Raw genomic sequence first — 17,287 nt, 5'->3', positions numbered from 1 at the left:
CAAGAGCGGTCTGGGTCGGGCCGGGTTTCTTCAGCATACCCGAATGAATCAAAAACCCCCGGCTCGCGCCAGGGGTTTGTCAGCGGTCTGAGGCCCCGCCGAGCGGGGCCTTTTTCAGTTTCCGGCCCGGCCCCGTTCAGATCATGGGGACCAGCTGCATGACCATGTCGTTATAGTCGAAGTCCGAGCCCTCGGCGGCGGTCAGATCCTCGAAGCCGAAAGTGTTCTCGCCATACATCCGGATGAAGGCGTCGCCGCCCGGATTGGCTTCGGTGCCGATCACCAGCACCTCGCCGCTCTGGGTGAGCAGGACCGGCGCGTAATAGCCGGTCTCGCCCGCGACGGTCCAGCTTCCGGTATCCTCGAAATTTCCGCCGCCATAGGCCGCGCTGAATCCCGTGTCCAGATGGTCGCGCACCGCGGCGTCGAAGGCGTCGGTGTCGCCATAGGCGACCCCGGCGACCGACATGTCGCCGGTGAGCGGATCGAAATCGAAGCGCACGAAGCCGAGCGTGTTGGTGTTGGCCGCACTGCCGGCGACGCCGACGCTGAGTTCCGCGCCCTGCTCCAGATACACGAACGGCAGGTCGTAGATGCGCTGGACGCTCGCCAGTTCCGCGCCGTCCGAAAGGGTGTTGTTGGTGACCGCGGAAAGGGAGATCCCGCCGACCGTCAGGTCCACCGCGCCGCCCGCGGCCGGCGTCACCGCGACGCTCGGGGCGAGGTCGAGCGTGCTCTCGCCGGTGAGCAGCGCGAACCGCAATTCGTGCCCCACCCCCAGATAGACCGACTGTACCCCATCGACCATGAGCGCGCCCTGGTCGTTGGGAACCGCGCCCACGGCGCCGATGATCGCGTCCTGGAGATCGAGCGTCACGGCGCCGTCACGGCTCACCATGTTGCCGGAACCGTCCACGGCATACATCAGAAGCGTCGCCTCCCGGGCGAGGCTGGAACCGGTGACGGTGAAATCGATCCAATTGCCTTCGGTCGGTCCGGTGACGCCGTCCAGCACCAGCCCATTGCCGGACCCGCCCGCTGTGAGGGCGAACTCGGCCATGTCCACCGTGAACGAGAGGGTGCTGCTGACCGGCGTCAGCGGGGCGGTGAAATCGGTGTCGGACATCGTGTAGGAGGTCATGGTGACGACATAGTCGCCATTGCCGAACTGCTGCATGACCGGCGTGAACCATTGCCCGTCAATGTCGGATTCCGCGAGGATCGGGGCGAGATAATTGGTCAGGTTGGTCGTGAAGGAGAGCTGGGCGACGGTGAGCGCCTGGATCTTGTTGGTGTAGCCGCTGATCCAGGACACGGTCGAGGCATCGGAATTGTGGCCGGTCCAGCCGAAGGCGAGCGTGCCGCTATAGATCGTCGCGACGACGTCGGTGTCGGTGGTCTGCCCGGCCGCGGAGACGAACCCGTCCTCGGTGAGCACGCCGGCGACCGGCGCGGTCGGCTGCGCCAGCAGTGCGATGAAGGCGGGATCGGTGTTCAGCTCGAGCAGCGACATATCGACGGTCGGCAGCGCGCCGGTGACGTTGACCGTGAAGGTGGTCAGGGTCGGATCCGCCGTCGCGGTCGACGCCAGATTCGCCAGCCCGTCGATGCCGAACAGAGACGGATCGGACTGGAAATTGACGAACTCACCCTCGGTGGTCGTGGTGTAGAGGTTGAACGTCTTCTCGACCGCGCCGGAGCCGACCACGAGCTGATACCAGCTCACGCCCGACTCGGCCATCGGCATGCCGGTGACGACGAGGCTGCCGGGCGTCTGCGATCCCGCCCCGGTTCCGGTCACGGAATAGGCGCCGTCGGAATAGACGATATTCCAGTTCTGCCAGCTCGTCGCGCCGTCGCTGCCGAGCGTGACCTCCTCCCAGACCGGGGTGTCGCCGTCATAACCGACGATGAAGCGGAACACGATCGGAACGTCGTCCCGCAGCACCATGAGCTGACCAGACCCGAAATCGAACGTGATGTTCGAGGTGTTCGAGGGCGTCCAGGTGGTGACGCTGTAATGGCCGTCCTGGTTCGGGGCGACATAATTGAAAATTTCCGGCTCGGTATAGCCGCCGACCGGCGCCGGATCGCTGTCCGCATAGAGCGTGACGGTGAGCTCGGTGACGTTGCCCGACCCGGAATAGGTCGGCAGAAGCGGCCCGCCTTGGGCATAGGCCGCCATCAGCGCGTCCGAATATTGCGAGCCGTACGAGTTCGAATATTTGAACAGGACCGCCGAATAGGGATCGTAATAGAGCGGATCGCCGGACACGTGCGCGCTGTCGAAGGCGTAGGTCGGATCCCAATTGTAATTTTTGTTGAGGTCGATCGCGGCGGTCTCTTCGGCGTTCAGCGAAACGCCGGTCACCCCGAAATAGCCCGCGCTGAGCCCCACGGTGAGCTGCTGGAGTACCCTGCCCCACTGATTGTTGGCGCCCACATTCATGGCGCTGGCGTCGTCATAGACCATGTAGGGCGTGGTGTCGGACTTCTCGGTATAGATCTCGACCGATCCGAGGCTGGAATAGATGCTGTTCACCAGATTGGCTTCGGTGAGCTTGATATAGCCCTGAATCTGGCTGTTCTCGGACGGGTTCAGCCAGAACACGCCGCCGTCGGTGTCCGGATCCCATTCCAGCGTGTAGCTGAAGAAACCCGCATTGCGCCACACCTGGGGGTAGCCTTCGGGCTTGCCGGCTTCAAGGTCCGGGGCGCCGTTGAAGAAGCCGGTGAGCACGATCGGGCTCGACGGGCTCTTCAAGGAGTCGACGTAAGGCTGCCAGACGTCGGTCGTGTAGAGCGGATAGTCGTTGCCGTCGACCACCGCGACGGTGGGCGACACCGCCAGGCGATCGTCGCCGGCCAGCGGCCCGCCGTTGAAATCCGAGATCGGCGGGTAGTCCTCCACCACCGGCGCGGCGGCGGCCAGCTTATCGAACATTTCCGCGCCGCTGATGCTGTAGCCGCGCGTGCCGGTCGAGGCGCTCAGCACCATGGGGATGCCGAACCCCTCAACCGAGGTCAGGTTCGCCGCATCGCCGGTCTTGTCGAGGAGGCTGACCTCGACGCTGTCATAGCGGTAGTCGAACGTGACCGAGGCGTTCCAGTTGATCTCGGCCTGAGTGATGGTGCTGGAAAGCTGATAGCTCGGCTCGTCCGTGGACTGGATGACGAAATAGACCTTGCCCCCGTCCAGAGTCGGGCGGTCGACGGTGGTCAGATCGAGGACGATGGAGGCATCGACCGTTCCGCCGCTCGCGAACTGGATATATTCCAGCGGGGTCTCGGAATTGTTGCCGTAAAGGATCGCGTAGGCATAGACGCCGGGCTGCGCCAGCTCCGTGCGCATCGCGTCGCTAAGATTGACGTTCAACGTCGTTGCCATACGACCCCCCGGACATGACGCAAACAACCAGGGGCGGAACCGCCACCATCGGGCCTGCGAAGGAGGTATCGTCCATCGCCCGCCGGCGCGACCTTAGCCGCACGGCGGGGACAATGGCAAATCGAATCACTCAGCCGGGAAACGATATCTTAACATAGTATTAACGCAACCGCTCGACCGGTTGCGGTGAACCGATTTCTCACCCCCGCCGCTTGCGCATCAGGGCCTCGAGGTCCGCATCCTTCTCGGCCGGGAGCGTGACCGCGACGCCGACCAGGAGATCGCCGTGCCCGCCGGACGCCTTGGGCAGGCCCTTGCCGCGCAGCCGGAAGACGCGGCCGCCGGAAGTCCAGGCCGGGATGTTGAGATCGACCGCCCCCGACAAGGTCGGCACGCGCACCTTGGCGCCGAGCACGGCATCCTCGAGCGGGACCGGCGCCTCGTAGCGCAGATCGTCGCCCTCGCGGCGGAACTGCGGGTGCGCGGCATAGGAGATGGTGACGAAAGCGTCGCCCGCAGCACCGCCCATCGGGCTTGGTTCACCCTGCCCCTTCAGGCGCATGCGGTGGCCTTCCAGGGTGCCGGGGGCGATCTTGACGTCGACCTGCTTGCCGTTCGGCAGGAACACCCGCTTGCTCGCGCCACCGCTCGCCTCCTCGAAGCTGACGGGGAGCGTCATTTCGGTGTCGGCGCCCGGCGGCGGCTGGAAACCGCCACCCCCGGCCCGGCGCTGCCGCCCGAAGCCGAACAGGTCGCCGAGATCCTCGAAGCCGGGCCCCGCCCGGTTCTGGCGGCGCCCGCCGTCCGGGCCGTAGGTGAAGGTTTCGAACGTGTCGGTGTCGAAGCCGGAGAAGCCGCCCGGCCGCCGGCCGCCGCCATAGGCCGCGAAATCGTGCATGCGCGGCTTGCCCTCCGCGTCGATCTCGCCGCGGTCGAACTGGCCGCGCTTCTCCTTGTCGGAGAGAATGTCATAGGCCGTCGTCAGCTCGGAGAACTTCTCCTGCGCCTTCGGATCGGCCGTATTGGAATCCGGATGCAGCTTCTTCGCCAGCCGCCGATAGGCGCGCTTGATCTCGGCTTCGTCGGCGGCCTTCGTCACGCCGAGAATGTCGTATGGATCGCGCATGGAATATCACCTCGGGGCCGACGCTTTCCGGCCGGCCTCACCCCTCATGTGGGGACATGTTGCCCGATTGCAACGGCGGTGCTCAAGCACGACCGAGCACGCGGACCTGCGACAGGCTGACCGTGCCTTTGGCATCGCGACAGGCGGCACCCTGAACCCATTGCTCGCCGGTCGCGTCGACCACGCCGATACGGAAATCGCGGCACCCGTCCGCCGTGGCCGCGCCGATCGGCGTCGCGGTGCCCCGCGCCCCGGTCTTCGGATTGTCCCAGGGAATGCTGGCGCCCGTATCGGACGATGCGATGGCCTGCTGGAGCGCCGATTTGGCGAGTGCCCAATCGCCCCCGGCAATGCCGGCCGGGGCGTCGTCGGCCGAATAGACGGCCGGCTGCGCCTTCAGCGAGCCGGTGACGATGGGATCGGCCGGCTCCGCGAACCTGAGAATTCCGCACCCCGCCACGGCGCACGACAGCAGGGCCGAGATCGCGACCATCCGCATGCGGAGCCGCAAGGCCGCAGCTTCCTGATATAAAGGCCGGGTCGCGCCACGACGGACCGCACTGACCTGACGACGCCGCACGATGAGGGCCCCTACAGCATGTCCAACTCCACCATCGAAGCCACAAACCCCTTAACATCCGGTGATTTCACCGAAGCCGGCGAACCTTTTCGCCTGTTCGCGGACTGGCTGACGGACGCCCAGGGCGCCGAGCCGAACGACCCCAACGCCATGACCCTCGCCACGGTCGACGCGGACGGGCTGCCCGACGCGCGCATGGTCCTCCTCAAGGGACTAGACGCACGGGGCTTCGTCTTCTTCACCAATACCGAGAGCGCCAAGGGCACCGAACTCGCCGGCCAGCCCAAGGCGGCCCTGGTGTTTCATTGGAAGTCGCTGCGCCGCCAGGTGCGGGCGCGCGGCCCGGTGGAACAGGTGAGCGAGGCGGAAGCCGACGCTTATTTCGCGACCCGCCCGCGCCTGTCCCAGATCGGCGCCTGGGCGAGCCGCCAGTCGCGCCCGCTCGAAGGCCGCTTCGCGCTCGAAGCCGCGGTCGCGACGATTACGGCCCGCTACGCCCTCGGCGAGGTGCCGCGCCCGCCGCACTGGACGGGTTTCCGCGTCGTGCCCTCCGCGATCGAATTCTGGCACGACCGTCCCTTCCGCCTGCACGACCGGGTCGTGTTCCGGCGCTCGGGGCCGGACGGCGCATGGAGCCGGACGCGACTCTATCCGTGATTTCTTGACGCGGCGGGCGGGAATGTGCTGCCTCGCCGGCAATCCCCCCGGCCGGACGTGCCGGCCCCCCATTGCCGAGGATCCCATGGCCCCCGCTACTTCCCAGGCGCCGCGCATCATGCTGCTGACCGGCGCCTCGCGCGGCATCGGCCATGCGACGGTGAAGCGCTTCTCCAGCGCCGGCTGGCGCGTCATCACCTGTTCGCGTCAGGCCTTTCCGGAACAATGCCCGTGGGGTGCGGGGCCGGAGGACCATATCCAGGTCGACCTCTCCGATCCCGCCGACACGGAGGCGGCGATCCGCGAGATCCGCCAGCGGCTGCCGGAGGGGGAATTGCACGCCCTGGTCAACAATGCCGGCATCTCCCCCAAGGGCGAGGGCGGCAGCCGGCTCGGCGCGCTCGATACCGAGCGGGAAACCTGGATGCACGTGTTCCAGGTGAATTTTTTCGCTCCGATCATGCTCGCGCGGGGGCTGATCGCGGAACTCGAAGCGGCGCGGGGCTCGGTGGTGAACGTGACCTCGATCGCCGGCGCCCGGGTCCATCCCTTCGCCGGGGCGGCCTATGCCACGTCGAAAGCCGCCCTCGCCGGCCTGACGCGCGAGATGGCGCGCGATTTCGGGCCGCGCGGCGTGCGGGTCAACGCGATCGCCCCCGGCGAGATCGACACGGCGATCCTTTCGCCCGGCACCGAGAAGATCGTCGCCGAAATCCCGCTGCGGCGGCTCGGCACGCCGGACGAGGTGGCGAAGATCATCTATGTGCTGTGCACCGAGACCTCGTCCTACCTCAACGGCGCCGAGATCCATATCGACGGCGGGCAGAACGTCTGAGCGGCGGCGCTACAGCCAGCCGCGCCATTTGAAGAAGACGTAGGGCAGGATCGCGGAGACCACCATGGCGACCAGCGCGATCGGATAGGCGACCGCGATGCCGAGTTCCGGCATGTGCTCGAAATTCATGCCGTAGATCGAGGCGATCAGCGTCGGCGGCATGAAGATCACCGAGAGCACCGCGAAAATCTTGATGATGTTGTTCTGTTCGAGGCTGACCAGGCCGACGGTGCCGTCGAGCATGAATTGCAGCTTGTTGCCGAGGAAATTGGCGTAGTCCGACAGGCCCTGGACGTCGCGCGCCATGCTCTTCAGTTCGCGCTTGACGGCCGGCCGGAGCGGCACGTCCTCGGTGGTCGTGCCGAGAAAGGCGACCAGCCGGCTCACCGATGCGAGGGCTTCGCGCACGTAGGAGGTAAGACCCTCCTTGCGGCCGATCAGCGTCAGAATGGCCCGATAGTCGCGATTGCGGCTTCCCACGCGGTCGCGCTCGAAGATCCGGCGGGACAAAAGCTCGATATCCTCGCCCGCGCCCTCGAGCGCCTCGGCGATCTTGTCGACCAGGGTTTCGAGCAATTCCATCAGGACCACGTCGCCGGCGACCTCCGCCGGGCACGATTTTCCGAGCCGCCCCGCCAGCAGCGCGAAAGCGCGGGGATCGGCATAGCGGACCGTCACGAGGCGACCATCGACGAGAATGAAGGTGACGGGGGTGACGCGCGGCCCGTCATCGTCCGTGCACAGCACGGAGAGCGTCATGTAGCGCGCCGCGTCCTCGACATAGAGCCGGCTCGAGGGCTCGATCTTGCGCATTTCCTCGCGGGTCGGAACCTCGACCCCGACGGAGCGCTCGACGGCCGCGTCCTCGCTGGGCGTCGGCGAAACGAGATCGATCCAAATGGCGGCGGGTGGAACCTCGCCGCTTTCCAACGGGACCGGGCGCAAGCTGCCCCCGGAGAACGCATACGCCACCAGCATGATCGCCTCACCAGCCGCCGGCCTGCGGCGATGGTCGCAGGCCCAGGATCGAAGCCTCAACGCTGCGGCGGCCGAAAGGTCGCGCAGGACGGATCAGGCTGCGAGGTGGTCGATGTCGCGCAGAGTGACGACCTTGTTGGGCTCGCCGGCGCTCTTGGCGGGCGCCGCCGTTCCGGCATACCGGGCCGCAGCGGCAACCGCCGTGATCCCGATGTCGCGCCACTGCGCCGATTGATTGACGGGACGCTGAACTTCAGCCTCCGCGCGAGGAGGTTCCTGCGCGGGATGGGCGTTGGACATACTCACTCTCCCTTACTTGGGCGCGCTGCCTAAAACAAACGCGCCGTCCTGTGAAGACATCCTTCAGATGGTGTGCGACTGCGTCGAAACTGTGCAAACGCAGCGGCATGACTGAGGTCTTAGTGCGGGAGGATGGCGCCAAGCTTGTAAACGCGGGTTAATGGCTGCCGAAAGGTGAGGAGCTGAGACATTTTTGCCACGTCTTTCCCGCACCGCACCGTGGCGGCTTTGAGGCCCCTTCAAGGCCCGCTCCGGTTCCGGTAATCGAGGGACGTCATCGATTCCGTTCACCATGATTCTTTACGAGGCTCACATGAGGGTGCGGACGCTCGCGGCTGTGTTGCTCGGGCTTGCCGTCGCGGGGTGCATGACCGCGACCCCGCAGCCGGCCCCCGAAGCGGCGCTGAAGCCGCGCGACCGGCAATTGCTGGCCAATGCCCCCTATCCCAAGGTGCGACCCGATGGGATGTTCGCGCGGCACATCGTCGATTATGCCGGGCGCGAGAAGCCGGGCACGATCGTCGTCGATACCGACAAGCGCTTTCTCTATTTCGTCCAGGGCGACGGAACGGCGATCCGCTACGGCGTGACGGTCGGCGAGGAGAGCCTGGCTTTCCGCGGCGATGCCAAGATCGGCCGCAAGGCCGAATGGCCCACCTGGACGCCCACCCCGGAGATCCACCAGCGCATCGCCGGGCTGCCGAACTTCGTCGGCCCGGGCCCGCACAATCCGATGGGCGCCCGGGCGCTCTATCTCTACCAGGGGTCGCGGGACACCCTGTTCCGCATCCACGGCACGAACCAGCCGGAACTGCTCGGCGAGGCGATCTCGTCCGGCTGCATCCGCATGCTGAACGAGGACGTGATCGACCTCTACAGCCGGGTGCCGGTCGGCGCGTCCGTGGTCGTGCTCTGACCGCCCGCTCTACGCGCTGAATGGTGTTCGAAGGCCCGGCCCCGCCGGGCCTTCTGGCTTTTTGGCGCAGGCGCGCCGGGCGGGTGCTATCCCCGCTGGGCGCGGCGCGGCGGCAGGCTCGCCGGGCGGCGCGGGGGATACGGCACGTCGTCGGGCTCGGCCGCGTGCCGCTCCGCGGCCGCCGCCTCTTCGGTAGCCGCGGCGGCGTCTTCGGGCGCGGCCGCGTCGTCGCCCCCCGCTGCGGGCTTCGGCTCCGGGACGCGTGCGACCGCCGGTGCCTCGGGCAGCTTGATCCGCCATTTGCACAGCCGGATATCGAGGCGCCGAACCGCGAGGTCCACATGGACATGGTCCTCGTGATAGCCGTCGGAGCCCGGACCGAGAACCGTCGTGAAGCGGGCGCAGGCGGACTCCTTCAGCGCGGCCTCGAACGCCGTCGGCATTTTCTGGCCCTTCACATCGAACACCCGCTTGTCCGCGAGGACGAAGCCGTAGGTGTCGAATGCGTTGCCGGTGCCGTGCTCGCTGATCTTCGCGCCCCGTTTCCGGTTGCGCGGGCGGCAACTGTAGGAATCCGCCACCTTGACCTCTTCGAGCCGCGTGCCGAGGGCCGCGACGGCCGGCCCGATATCCTCGCGCACCCAGGTCGCAACCGCCACGGCCGCCTCGCAGCGCATGATGGCCGCGGGCGCGAAAGAGACGAGGTTGCCGTCGGCGAGGCGCACCGCGGTGAGACGGACCGGAACCGGGAGCGGACATCCCGGCCGCTCCGTCACCGGGGGCGCGCGTTCCATTTCAATCGTCTTCTGCTCCACCAGCGCGGCGCAGAGGGCGGGAAGCTCGGTGGCGCTCTCCGCCGGGGGCGCCCGCCGCGCCTCGGGGGCCGGCGTGGGCTCGGGCGCGGGTTGGGGCGCCGGCTGAGGCGGCAGAGCCGCCTGGACCGGCTCGGACTTCTGCGCCGGCGGTGACACCCGCGCACCGATCCCGGGATCGACGGTGCGCGGCTCGCCGAGGTCCATCGGCCGCGGCGCGGGCAGCGGCACGTTCGCAAGCCGCACCGCGCCGGGTGGCGTGGGTGTGACAGCGGAACGGATCGCGTCGGGCCGAGCGGCGGGGACCGGAACCGGCTCGGCCGAGGCGGGCCCCGCCAGACAGAACAAGGCCGCCGCGAACGACCCGGCCCGGAATGCGCCGAGCCCCGCCGGTCTGGTCGGCTGCGGGACACGGAGCGAAAGCGATCGAGCGGAATGGCGCATGGCGGCGACTTTAGAAGGAGACCCGGCGGGTGCAAAGCCATTCCTCCGCCGGCCCGACTTAGCCAATTGCCAAGCTTACAAAATTCGGCTCGGGCGCCAGTACGGGCTCGGCCTGTTCCCGGGCCGGGCGCCGTGCCGCGACTGCGCCCCGGGGGGTTGGACAGCAGGCCGCCGGCGTGTTTGATGCGCGCAATCCGCCGCGTCCCGCGGCGGCGCGGAATACCCGATGCGCGACCTCGCGGCGATCCTGTTCGACAAGGACGGCACCCTGATCGATTTCGATCGCACCTGGGGTCCGGCGGCCGGCGCCGTCATGCGCACGCTGGCCGGATCGGATGCCCATGCGCTGCACCGCATCGAGGCGGTCAGCCATTTTCTGCCGTCGGAGGAGCGCTTTCTCCCCTCCTCGCCCTTGGTCGCCGGCTCTTCGGCACATTACGGACCGCTCTGGGCGGAAGCGCTCGGCCGGCCGGCGGACGCCGCCTTTCTCGGCCAGATCGACCGCCTGTTCAGCATCGAGGGGATGCGGTCGCTGAGCCCGATCGGCCATCCCGCCGCCGTCGTGGCGCGCCTGCACCAAGCCGGGATGAAGATCGGCATCGTCACCAATGATGCCGAGGCCAATGCCCGCCTGCAGGCCGATGCGCTCGGGCTCCTGCCCTTCGTAACGGAAATCCTCGGCTATGATTCCGGCCACGGCTCCAAACCCGACCCCGGCATGGTCCTGGCCGCGGCGGACCGCCTCGGCGTGGCGCCGCGCCACATCGCGGTGGTGGGCGACAGCGCCCACGATCTCGCCGCCGCGCACGGCGCAGGCGCACGCTTCATTCTCGTGCGGACCGGTCCCGGCGATCCCCAGGCGCTCTATGCCGAAGCCGATCTCGTGCTCGATTCCATTTCCGACCTGCCGCACCGGCTGATCGAGGCCGCGCCATGCTGATCAAGCGCACGCTCTATCTCGAGGAGCGCAATTCGGCGCTCGCCACGTGGAGCCTGCGGCTCGCGCTGTTCTCCTTTCCTGTCGTCGTCCTCGCAGCAGCCCTCTACCGGGCCGAATTGCTGAGCTTCGAGCCGGCGGTCGCGACGATGGCGGCAGGGCTTGCTTTGGCGCTGCTTGCCGGGCTGGTCGCGATCATCGCCTGCATCGCGATCTGGGAAAGCGGCTGGCGCGGATTCGGCAAGGCCCTGGGGGCGCTGAGCATCGCCTTCGTCTTGCTCGCCGGCCCGGCGGCGGTGCTGGCGCGCGGGCTGATGCTGCCGCCTTTGACGGACCTCTCGACCGATCCCGCCGATCCGCCCCGCTTCCGCGCCATGGGCCTCGCGCGGCCGAGCGCGGCGAACCCGGTGGCCTTTCCCGAGGCCACGGCTCCGCTCCAGCGCAGCGCCTATCCCGGCATCAAGCCGGTGGATCTCGATGCGACGCCGGAAGAGGCGTTCAACACAATCCTCACGCTGGTCCGCGCGCGCCACTGGCAGATTCTCGATTCCGTGCCGCCGCGCGGCGGGGTGCGGGACGGCCAGATCGAAGCGGTGGCCCAGACGCCGCTGCTCGGCTTCCGCAACGATGTGGTGATCCGCGTGCGGCCCACCGCGAAGGGCGCGCGCGTCGACGTGCGCTCGGCCGCCCGGTACGGCATCCACGATCTCGGCGAGAATGCCTGGCGCATCTCCAAACTGATGGCGGATCTGTCCGCCGTGCGCCGCAAGCATCCCTGAGGCGCGGGAGGAAGATCAGCGCCGCAGCGCGAAGTGACCATCGATCGCCGCGTCGCCCTGCGTCAGCACCAGGCCGCGCCCGACCAGATCTTCGAGATGCGCGAGCACGGTCAAGCCCGCCGCGCCGACCAGGCGCGGATCGAGGCCGATATAGATGCCCCGCACCAGGTCCGGAATGCTGGCCGCCCGCTCCAGCCCGCGCAGGATGGCGGCCTCGCGGGCCCGCCGATGGTCGAGAAACTTGCGCACGAAGGCGGGCGCGTCGGTCACCGCCGGACCGTGGCCGGGCAGATAGACCGGCTCCGTGCGCCGCGCGAGCTTTTCGAGGGAGGCCACATAATCCCCCATCGCGCCGTCGGGCGGCGCGACGATGGACGTCGCCCAGGCCATGACGTGATCGCCGGAGAACAGCAGATCCGCTTCCGGGAAGGCGAAGGCGAGATGGTTCGCGGTATGGCCGGGTGTCGCGACCGCGCGCAGCGTCCAGCCGTCCCCGGTCACAGCGTCGCCGTCCTTCAACACGACGTCGGGCGCGAACAGACCGTCCGCGCTCACGTCGAGCGGGTTGGCCTCGCCGATATGGAGCGGGCGGGCGGGACGATGCGGCCCCTCCCCGACCGTCACCGCGCCGGTGGCGGCGACGATGGCGGGCGCGGCGGGCGAATGGTCCCGATGGGTGTGGGTCACCACGACATGGGTCACCGTTTCCCCGCGCACCGCATCGAGAAGCGCGGCGATGTGGGAGGGATCGTCGGGACCCGGATCGAGGATCGCGACCCGGCCGCGGCCGACGATATAGGTGCACGTACCCGTGAATGTGAACGGCGACGGATTGGGTGCAAGGATACGTCGCACGCCGGGCGCGACCTGCGCGACCCGGCCGGCTGGAACTTCGAAGCTGCGGTTGAAGGCGATGTCGTCGCTCATGATCTTCCCGTGGACGCTCGACCCTCCGGTGCGATATGCCGATCGTGCCGGGAACCGATCCAAACGTACCCTGTTCGGTAGACTGTTTGCTTTCGCGATGTCCAGCGGCGCGAGAGGCAGCGGAAGTGATCCAACTGCTGCCTTCCCGCGCATCAATGAGTGAAACAAGGCTCTAAACTCGGGAGTGAACCATGCGTATGCACACTGGAGTCCGGATGGCGGTCCTGGCGGCGGCACTTGGAGCGGCGGCCCCCGCCGCATGGGCGCAGGATTTTCCGAACACCCTCACCATGACCTGTGCGGAAGCCAAGGCCATGGTGAACAATTCGACCGGCATCGTGCTCAGCACCGGGCCGAATACCTTCAACCGCTATGTGAAGGATATCGCCTATTGCGCCGGCGCCCAGGTCACCAAGGAGCAATGGGTGCCGACCCGCGACGTCGCGCAATGCGCGATCGGCTCGACCTGCGTCGATCCGGCGAATCTCGGCGGCGGGCGATGACGGGCCGCGTCGGCGCGGCGCGGACGGGGTTGCGTCCCGGTCTCGCGCCGATTCTGGGATGCACGGCGGCGCTGGCGCTCGGCCTGTTCGGCCCGCCGGCGGCCGCCCAGCAGGGCATGCCCAATTCGCGCACCATGAGCTGCAAGCAGGTGCAGGATCTGATGACGCGCGCCGGGGCCGTGCTGCTCGCCACGGGGCCGACGACCTTCGACCGCTATGTGCGCGACAGTGGGTTCTGCAGCGTGGAGGAGGTCGTCAAGCCGCAATGGGTCCCGACGCGCGACGGCCTATGCTATGTCGGCGGCATCTGCTGGGATTCGACCAAGGATAACGGCCGGCACTAGCCTTCATCCGCCGAGCCCGTGCGCCTTCAGCGACGCTTCGATGTCGTCGAGGGCGCCGGGATCGTCGATGGTCGCCGGGGCGGCCCAGCTCTCGGCATCTGCGATCTTCTTCATCGTGCCGCGCAGGATCTTGCCCGAGCGCGTCTTGGGCAGGCGCGGCACGGTGATGGCCAGCTTGAAGGCGGCGACCGGGCCGATGCGCTCGCGCACCAATGCGACCAGTTCCTTCTCGATGACCTCCGGCGCGCGGCGTTCCCCGGCCTTGAGCACCACGAAGCCGCAGGGCACCTCGCCCTTCAGCTCGTCCTTCACGCCGATGACCGCACATTCGGCGATGTCGGGGTGCGAGGCCAGAACTTCCTCCATGCCGCCGGTCGAGAGCCGGTGGCCCGCGACATTGATGATGTCGTCGGTGCGGCCCATCACGAAGAGATAGCCGTCGGCATCGATGAAGCCGGCATCCGAGGTCTTGTAATAGCCTGGGAATTCCGTGAGATAGCCCTCGCGGAACCGATCGTCCTGCTGGAACAAAGTCGGCAGGCAGCCCGGCGGCAGCGGCAGCTTGATCACGATCGAGCCCATCACGCCCGCCGGCACCGGCCGCGCGGCTTCGTCCACGATCCGAACGTCATAGCCCGGCATCGGCACGGTCGGCGAGCCGCGCTTGACGGGGAGCGTCCCGAGGCCGACCGGATTTCCGGCGATGGCCCAGCCGGTCTCGGTCTGCCACCAATGATCGATCACCGGGACGTTCAGCGTCTCCTCGGCCCAGCGCACCGTATCGGGGTCGGCGCGCTCGCCGGCCAGGAACAGGGTGCGGAAGGCGGAGAGGTCCCGCCCCGCCAGATGCGCGGCCTCGGGATCCTCCTTCTTGATCGCGCGCAGCGCGGTCGGCGCGGTGAACAATGCGACCACTTTGTGTTCCGCGATGACGCGCCAGAACGCACCGGGATCCGGCGTGCCGACCGGCTTGCCTTCATAGATGACCGAGGTCGCCCCGAGGATCAGCGGGCCATAGACGATATAGGAATGGCCGACCACCCAGCCGATGTCGGAGGCCGTCCAGAACACCTCGCCCGGCTTGATGCCGTAAAGATTCTCCATGCTCCAGCGCAGCGCCACGAGATGGCCGCCGGTGTCGCGCACCACGCCCTTGGGCTTGCCCGTGGTGCCGGAGGTGTAGAGCACATAGAGGGGATCGGTCGCCGCCATATGGGCGCAGTCCACGCTTTCCCCCGCGCGCCGCGCGGCGGCGCACGTCTCCTGCCAGTCATGGTCGCGCCCCGGCACCAGATCGCAGTCCATCTGCGGGCGCTTCAGGATGAGGCAGGCCTCGGGCTTCACCGCCGCCATCTCGATCGCCTGATCGAGCAGGGGCTTATAGGCGACGAGCCGGTTCGGCTCGATGCCGCAGGAGGCCGCGAGGATGACCTTGGGTGCGGCATCCTCGATCCGCGTGGCGAGTTCCTTCGCGGCGAAGCCGCCGAACACCACCGAATGCACCGCCCCGATCCGCGCGCAGGCGAGCATGGCGATCACCGCCTCGGGCACCATCGGCATATAGAGGACCACCCGGTCGCCCTTGCCGACGCCGAGATCGCGCAGCACCGCACCCAGCGTGCGCACCTCGGTCAGAAGCTCGGCATAAGTCAGCGTGCGCTGCGTCCCCGAGACCGGGCTGTCATAGATCAGCGCCGCCTGCCCGCCGCGGCCGGCGGCGACATGCCGGTCCACGGCATTGTAGCAGGTGTTGCACACGCCCCCGACGAACCAGCGGCCATAGACCCCCGCAGACGCATCGAAGATCCGACGCGGCGGCGTGATCCAGTCGATCGCCTTCGCCGCCTCGGCCCAGAACCCCTCCGGGTCGGCCTGCCAGCGGGCATAGATCTCGGCATAGCGGCTTTGGCTGCTCTCGCGCATGGCGTCCCCCTCCCCGTTCCGCGCCGATGCGCGGCAGCCTTCCGGCCGTTTGGCCGCGATCATGCGCCGACGCACGCGCAAGGCAAGTCCGCGCGACTGCGTAAGACCTTGGTCGGACCCGCGCGCAATTGCGCGCGCGTGTTGCGCTGGCTAGGCTCCCGCCACGATCCGCGTGCAGCGGACGACACCGAGGGGGGCGGCCATGCCGGGCATTTACGATCAGGATCTCGCACGCAATCCGGCAAATTTTCAGCCCTTGACGCCGCTCGGCTTCCTCGAGCGGGCGGCCGCGGTCTTTCCCGATCATGTCGCCGTGGTGCACGGCCCGCTGCGGCGCTCCTATCGCGACCTCTATGCCCGCACCCGCCGCCTCGCCGCCGCCCTGGCGCGGCACGGCATCGCGCCGGGCGACACCGTCGCGGCGATGCTGCCGAACATCCCGGCCATGCTGGAGGCGCATTACGGCGTACCGATGTGCGGCGCGGTCCTCAACGCCATCAATACCCGGCTCGACGCCGCGATCATCGCCTTCATCCTCGACCATGGCGAAGCGAAGGTGGTGCTGACGGATCGGGAATTCGCCCCGGTCATGAAGGCGGCGCTCGCTCTTTGCGCGCGCAAGCCTTTGGTCATCGATGTCGACGATCCGGAATATTCCGGGCCGGGGGAATGGCTCGGCACGATGGACTACGAGGCGTTCCTCGCCGGCGGGGATCCGGATTATGCCTGGGCGATGCCCTCCGACGAATGGAACGCGATCGCGCTCAATTACACGTCCGGCACCACCGGCGACCCGAAAGGCGTGGTGTATCACCATCGCGGGGCGCATCTGCTGGCGAACGGCAATGTGATCACCTGCGGCATGGGCCGGCACCCGGTCTATCTCTGGACGCTGCCGATGTTCCATTGCAACGGCTGGTGCTTTCCCTGGACGGTCTGCGCCGTCGCCGGCACCCATGTCTGCCTCCGGCAGGTGCGCGCCAAGCCGATCTTCGACGCCATCGCGGATGTCGGCGTCACCCATATGTGCGGCGCGCCCATCGTCATGTCGACCCTGCTGAACGCGCCGGAGGCCGACAAGCGGCCGCTGCCGCACCGCGTCGACTTCATCACTGCCGCCGCCCCACCCCCGGCCGCCGTACTGGCGGCGATGCAGGAGGCCGGCTTCAACGTCACCCATGTCTACGGCCTCACCGAGGTCTACGGCCCCGCGGTCGTCAATGACTGGCACGCCGAGTGGGAAGCCCTGCCCGCCGCCGAACGGGCCGAGCGCAAGGCGCGCCAGGGCGTGCGCTACGGCGCGCTGGAAGCGCTGGACGTGATGGATCCCGACACCATGGTCCCGGTGCCCGCCGATGGTGAGACGCTGGGCGAGGTGATGTTCCGCGGCAATGTGGTGATGAAGGGCTATCTGAAGAATCCCACCGCCACGCAGAAGGCCTTCGCCGGCGGCTGGTTCCATTCCGGCGATCTCGGCGTGAAGCACCCCGACGGCTATGTCCAATTGAAGGACCGCTCCAAGGACATCATCATTTCCGGCGGCGAGAACATCTCTTCGATCGAGGTCGAGGATGCGCTCTACAAGCATCCGGCGGTCGCCGCGGCGGCGGTGGTGGCGCGCCCGGACGAGAAATGGGGCGAGACGCCGGTCGCCTTCGTCGAGCTGAAATCCGGTGCCAGCGCCAGCGCCGAGGAGCTGATCGCCCATTGCCGGGCGAGCCTCGCCCATTTCAAATGCCCGCGGATCATCCTGTTCGCGGAAATCCCGAAGACCTCCACCGGCAAGATCCAGAAGTTCAAGCTGCGCGACATGGCGAAGGCCGGCTGAGGGGCGGCGC

The 17,287-nt window shown here is 67.9% G+C and carries 16 protein-coding genes; 8 read left to right on the top strand and 8 right to left on the bottom strand.

Annotated features, from left to right (window positions below; translation table 11 throughout):
• Positions 1–136: 136 nt before the first annotated feature.
• From EDC64_RS16125 to EDC64_RS16115, 3 genes are all read right to left on the bottom strand, one after another.
• Positions 137–3,388: a DUF4114 domain-containing protein gene (locus EDC64_RS16125; RefSeq protein ID WP_132033184.1), complete on the bottom strand. Its 3,252-nt coding sequence runs from the start codon at positions 3,386–3,388 to the stop codon at positions 137–139.
• Positions 3,389–3,587: 199 nt separating this feature from the next.
• On the bottom strand, positions 3,588–4,514 hold the full coding sequence (locus tag EDC64_RS16120; protein ID WP_132033183.1) for a DnaJ C-terminal domain-containing protein: 927 nt from the start codon (positions 4,512–4,514) through the stop codon (positions 3,588–3,590).
• Positions 4,515–4,596: 82 nt separating this feature from the next.
• Entirely contained in the window at positions 4,597–5,025 is a 429-nt protein-coding gene (locus EDC64_RS16115; protein ID WP_245504737.1) for an RT0821/Lpp0805 family surface protein, read from the bottom strand.
• Between the two features lie 87 nt (positions 5,026–5,112).
• Here EDC64_RS16115 and pdxH point away from each other — a divergent pair, with 87 nt between their 5' ends.
• Both pdxH and EDC64_RS16105 read left to right on the top strand, forming a co-directional pair.
• Positions 5,113–5,751, top strand: coding sequence for a pyridoxamine 5'-phosphate oxidase (gene pdxH / locus EDC64_RS16110; RefSeq protein WP_165933796.1), 639 nt, complete (start codon positions 5,113–5,115; stop codon positions 5,749–5,751).
• A gap of 85 nt (positions 5,752–5,836) precedes the next feature.
• Complete coding sequence (locus EDC64_RS16105) at positions 5,837–6,586, top strand: SDR family NAD(P)-dependent oxidoreductase (RefSeq protein ID WP_132033181.1); 750 nt, start codon at positions 5,837–5,839, stop codon at positions 6,584–6,586.
• 9 nt (positions 6,587–6,595) lie between these two features.
• On the opposite strand, the gene EDC64_RS16100 is transcribed toward EDC64_RS16105, so the two are convergent.
• Both EDC64_RS16100 and EDC64_RS16095 read right to left on the bottom strand, forming a co-directional pair.
• Positions 6,596–7,564 carry a magnesium transporter CorA family protein gene (locus tag EDC64_RS16100; RefSeq protein ID WP_132033179.1) on the bottom strand — a complete coding sequence of 323 codons (969 nt, stop codon included), beginning with the start codon at positions 7,562–7,564 and terminating at the stop codon, positions 6,596–6,598.
• Positions 7,565–7,657: 93 nt separating this feature from the next.
• Entirely contained in the window at positions 7,658–7,864 is a 207-nt protein-coding gene (locus tag EDC64_RS16095) for a hypothetical protein (RefSeq protein ID WP_132033177.1), read from the bottom strand.
• Between the two features lie 313 nt (positions 7,865–8,177).
• Here EDC64_RS16095 and EDC64_RS16090 point away from each other — a divergent pair, with 313 nt between their 5' ends.
• A complete protein-coding gene (locus EDC64_RS16090; RefSeq protein WP_207916113.1) occupies positions 8,178–8,780 on the top strand; it encodes a L,D-transpeptidase in 603 nt (200 codons plus the stop codon).
• An 86-nt stretch (positions 8,781–8,866) separates the two neighbouring features.
• On the opposite strand, the gene EDC64_RS16085 is transcribed toward EDC64_RS16090, so the two are convergent.
• Complete coding sequence (locus EDC64_RS16085) at positions 8,867–9,823, bottom strand: extensin family protein (protein WP_165933795.1); 957 nt, start codon at positions 9,821–9,823, stop codon at positions 8,867–8,869.
• Positions 9,824–10,262: 439 nt separating this feature from the next.
• On the opposite strand from EDC64_RS16085, the gene EDC64_RS16080 reads away from it, so the two are divergent.
• Both EDC64_RS16080 and EDC64_RS16075 read left to right on the top strand, forming a co-directional pair.
• Complete coding sequence (locus EDC64_RS16080; RefSeq protein WP_132033173.1) at positions 10,263–10,976, top strand: HAD family hydrolase; 714 nt, start codon at positions 10,263–10,265, stop codon at positions 10,974–10,976.
• Entirely contained in the window at positions 10,970–11,752 is a 783-nt protein-coding gene (locus tag EDC64_RS16075) for a DUF1499 domain-containing protein (protein ID WP_245504736.1), read from the top strand. Before EDC64_RS16080 ends, EDC64_RS16075 begins: the two co-directional genes overlap by 7 nt.
• A gap of 15 nt (positions 11,753–11,767) precedes the next feature.
• Here the strand turns inward: EDC64_RS16075 and EDC64_RS16070 are convergent, their stop codons facing one another.
• Positions 11,768–12,679, bottom strand: coding sequence for an MBL fold metallo-hydrolase (locus EDC64_RS16070; protein ID WP_132033171.1), 912 nt, complete (start codon positions 12,677–12,679; stop codon positions 11,768–11,770).
• A gap of 191 nt (positions 12,680–12,870) precedes the next feature.
• Between EDC64_RS16070 and EDC64_RS16065 the strand changes: the two genes are divergently transcribed.
• Together EDC64_RS16065 and EDC64_RS16060 are read left to right on the top strand one after the other, a co-directional pair.
• Positions 12,871–13,182: a hypothetical protein gene (locus tag EDC64_RS16065; RefSeq protein ID WP_245504735.1), complete on the top strand. Its 312-nt coding sequence runs from the start codon at positions 12,871–12,873 to the stop codon at positions 13,180–13,182.
• Positions 13,179–13,526: a hypothetical protein gene (locus tag EDC64_RS16060; RefSeq protein WP_132033169.1), complete on the top strand. Its 348-nt coding sequence runs from the start codon at positions 13,179–13,181 to the stop codon at positions 13,524–13,526. Before EDC64_RS16065 ends, EDC64_RS16060 begins: the two co-directional genes overlap by 4 nt.
• Positions 13,527–13,529: 3 nt before the next feature.
• Here EDC64_RS16060 and EDC64_RS16055 read toward each other — a convergent pair whose 3' ends face one another.
• Positions 13,530–15,449, bottom strand: coding sequence for a propionyl-CoA synthetase (locus tag EDC64_RS16055; protein ID WP_132033167.1), 1,920 nt, complete (start codon positions 15,447–15,449; stop codon positions 13,530–13,532).
• 202 nt (positions 15,450–15,651) lie between these two features.
• Here EDC64_RS16055 and EDC64_RS16050 point away from each other — a divergent pair, with 202 nt between their 5' ends.
• Entirely contained in the window at positions 15,652–17,277 is a 1,626-nt protein-coding gene (locus EDC64_RS16050; RefSeq protein WP_132033165.1) for an acyl-CoA synthetase, read from the top strand.
• The last annotated feature ends 10 nt before the right edge of the window (positions 17,278–17,287 follow it).

This window comes from Aquabacter spiritensis (genome assembly GCF_004346185.1).
Lineage (GTDB): Bacteria > Pseudomonadota > Alphaproteobacteria > Rhizobiales > Xanthobacteraceae > Aquabacter > Aquabacter spiritensis.
Note: the sequence above shows the minus strand (reverse complement) of the source record. Positions and strands in the feature narration are given on the sequence as shown.